The sequence below is a fragment of the Terriglobales bacterium genome (genome assembly GCA_035624455.1).
Taxonomy (GTDB): Bacteria; Acidobacteriota; Terriglobia; order Terriglobales; family Acidobacteriaceae; genus DASPRM01.
On sequence record DASPRM010000072.1, the window covers coordinates 1 to 3,334 of the forward strand.

At 55.6% G+C, this 3,334-nt stretch carries 2 protein-coding genes and 1 pseudogene; all 3 read left to right on the forward strand.

Annotated features, from left to right (window positions below; all coding sequences use genetic code 11):
- The coding region (locus VEG30_07730; GenBank protein HXZ79803.1) for a PP2C family protein-serine/threonine phosphatase at positions 1–818 on the forward strand (818 nt) is incomplete at its 5' end.
- A 406-nt stretch (positions 819–1,224) separates the two neighbouring features.
- Positions 1,225–2,618: pseudogene (locus tag VEG30_07735) on the forward strand (IS3 family transposase).
- Entirely contained in the window at positions 2,609–3,091 is a 483-nt protein-coding gene (locus tag VEG30_07740; protein HXZ79804.1) for a hypothetical protein, read from the forward strand. Before VEG30_07735 ends, VEG30_07740 begins: the two are co-directional and overlap by 10 nt.
- Positions 3,092–3,334 lie beyond the last annotated feature (243 nt).

Genomic DNA, 3,334 nt, shown 5'->3' on the forward strand with positions numbered 1-3,334 from the left:
TAATTCTGGACCACCTCGCTTTCGCAATTCTTTTGTCTTCCTTTGGATATGTCGCTCTGCAGATGGTTTTTGCGAACGAGCGCCGCCTGCTCGACATTGAAAAGGAACTCGCTATCGCCCGCGAGATACAGACATCAATTCTTCCGAGCTGCGTTCCCAAAATCGACAACCTTCGTATCAGTGCCGGTTACCGTCCTATGACGGCTGTCGCCGGTGATTTCTATGAGTTCATTCCGGTGGATCAGAAGCGGGTTGGCTTCCTGGTCGCTGACGTCTCTGGACATGGTGTGCCAGCCGCCTTGATCGCATCCATGATCAAGATTGCCATGCAATCGGTCGAGCCCTGCGCGCAGGACCCACAAGCAGTACTACGCGGGTTGAACCACGTCCTGTCTAGGCAGCTGCGCGGTCAGTTCGTGTCTGCGGCCTATTTGTGGGTTGATATCGAGAATCGCCAGGCGCTGTATTCCGCCGCGGGCCATCCGCCGCTTCTGCGCTGGCGACAAGGTAAGCTGGAGCGAATCGAAAGCAACGGCCTACTTTTCGGAGTGATAACGGAGCCCGACTACTACCCGGTTTGTACGATGCCAATCAGCCCAGGCGACCGCTTCCTGCTTTACACCGATGGCGTAACTGAACCCCAGAACGCTAACGGCAATTCCTTTGGTGACACCGAGCTTGAACAAGTTGTTCGCGCCAATCAAGGGCGCTCGCCCGCTGAGTTGTCAAACGAGGTGCTCTCGGCGATACGCCATTGGCAACCTCCTTCCATTACCCAGCAGGACGACATCACGCTGATTGTTATCGACGTGGTTTAGCTATTGTCATTACCAATTGAGCGCACGCCCCAGGGCTAGCGGCAGCAAGTCCGAAAGCAGTGTGTGCGCGCCTGACCGAAACTGGACGCATTGTTGGTGTAACATCCCCATTAGACCATAAACGTCTTTTGGCTAGACGACGACTTATTCACCTTTACATCTCTTGTTCTTTCTTGTGAACAGAAATGGCGTAGACCCCTCCGTGCCAACATCTTTGAGACAGTTTTAGTACCCTTAATTAATGAGCAGGGCGAGAAAGAAAAGGGCACGTATGAATTCTCTTGGTGTTGTTCTTTCTCCTGGAGGTTTGGCTGACGCGGAACGGAGCGAAGGCGAGCGAAGCGAGCCGCAGCGCAGTGCAGCGGCAGCCAAAGCGGGCGCCGATGCGGTCACTCGCGTACGACCGGACCCAGAAGTAGTTGCCAAACCAAAGCGGCGGACCTACACCGCTGAATATAAACAACGCATCCTTGCAGAAGCCGAAGCGGCTGCGGCGACGCGAGGCGGCCTGGGCGCTCTGCTCCGCCGCGAAGGTCTGTATTCGTCGCTGCTGACCTATTGGCGGCGAGAGCGGGCCGATGGAATCCTCGAGGCCCTGACTCCGCGGAAACGCGGCCCGAAGTCCCAGCGCAATCCGCTAGAAGAAGAAAATCAGAAGCTTCGCCGTCAGAATGCACGCTTGAGTGAAGATCTGCGTAAGGCGCACATCATCATCGACGTCCAAAAAAAAGTAGCGGCGCTGTTAGGTCATCCGATTCCGGAGCCGGACCCCGACCCGGAGGAGAAATCCTGATGGCCGCGGTCACCGAACTAGCGAACAATGTCGGCACCAGCGCTGCTTGCCAGGCTCTGTGTATGCCTCGCGCTTCTTACTACCGGGATCGCCGTAAGATATCTCCTCCGGCGGTGACCGCGTCGAGGCCTTCGCCGGCACGCGCCCTCCACCCGGTGGAACGAGAGGCGGTGTTGTCTCGCCTGCACGAAGAACGCTTCCAAGATCGCTCGCCAGCCGCTGTTTATGCGACGTTGCTCGATGAAGGGGAATATCACTGTTCGATTCGAACGATGTATCGCTTACTGGAACAGCGCGGTGAGTCCCGCGAACGTCGCGATCAGTTGATTCATCCGCTCTACAAGAAGCCAGAACTGCTGGCCACAGCTCCCAATCAGCTGTGGAGCTGGGACATCACCAAGCTGCTCGGCCCAGTTAAATGGACCTACTTTTATCTCTACGTGATCCTCGATGTCTTCAGCCGTTACGTCACCGGTTGGATGGTCACTTATCGCGAAAGCGCGGAGTTGGCCAAGCGATTGATCGAAGAGAGCTGCAAGAAACAACGCATCCAGCCCGATCAACTCACGCTCCATGCTGATCGTGGCACCTCGATGAGGTCCAAGCCGGTAGCTCTTCTACTCGCCGATCTGGGTGTCACGAAAACGCATAGTCGGCCTCACGTCTCGGACGACAATCCATACTCCGAGAGCCAATTCCGAACCATGAAGTATCGGCCGGAGTTCCCGGACCGCTTTGGGTGCATCCAGGACAGTCGTGCTTTCTGTCAGAGTTTTTTTCGGTGGTACAACGACGAGCACCGTCACTCCGGGGTAGCCTTGTTGACGCCAGCGACGGTTCACTATGGTCAAGCGGAAAACATCCTGAGGCAGCGCCAGGAGGTGCTCGATGTTGCTTACCACCGTCACCCGGAGCGCTTTGTGCGAAGCGCTCCCAAACCACCGGCTCTTCCCAGCGAAGTCTGGATTAACAAGCCGGTTTCCGCTCCGGAACCGTTGTGCGCCTGAAGGCGAAGCAAGAAGGAGGAGCAAAAATGTTGGTGCGCGGACACCCAATCGCCTTCCAATGGCCAAGAAAAAGGCGTATCGCATGGCTCCTTGTCGCTCTGGGCTTAATGTTTACATCCGCCTATTCGATCTTTCGCTGGCTGGGTGTCGCTGGTGCTGTCAGCGGGTGGATCGGCTTGCCTCAGTACGAAGCTGAGATTCCGAAACTCCAGAGGGAAGGCGAAATTTGGCGGTGGCTAGCACTAGCTTTACCATTGGTTGCTGCATTGCTCCTCGGGCTCGGGAAAGATGAAACGTCTCCCAAGATTGAACATGCTGAGCCAACGGTCGTTACATACCCTGCTGAATCAAAAGCCGAAGAATGGACTGCACCCCTCGTCCGGTACTTCACACGGCTAGTTATTTCGGTCTTGGGTACCCTCGGCTTTGCTCTCTGTCTGTTCCTAGTCGGCTTCCTGTTCTATAAACGCTGATCGAGAGGTGCAAAGTGACGGGGATGCTGTGGGTCGAGCTAGCTGGCGATCGTCGTTGCTAGGCGATCCTGGCGTGAAATTTCTTTGTGGAAAACCTAACACATGAAAAAAACTCATTAAAGTTCACGAGCACCTGTCTCAAAGTCGTTGACACGCGCCGCAGCCCTCTGCCAGCGTGTGTCATTTAGACTGAGCATGACAAGGCTGAACTCAAGACAAAACAATCAAAGCGCCCAGTAAACC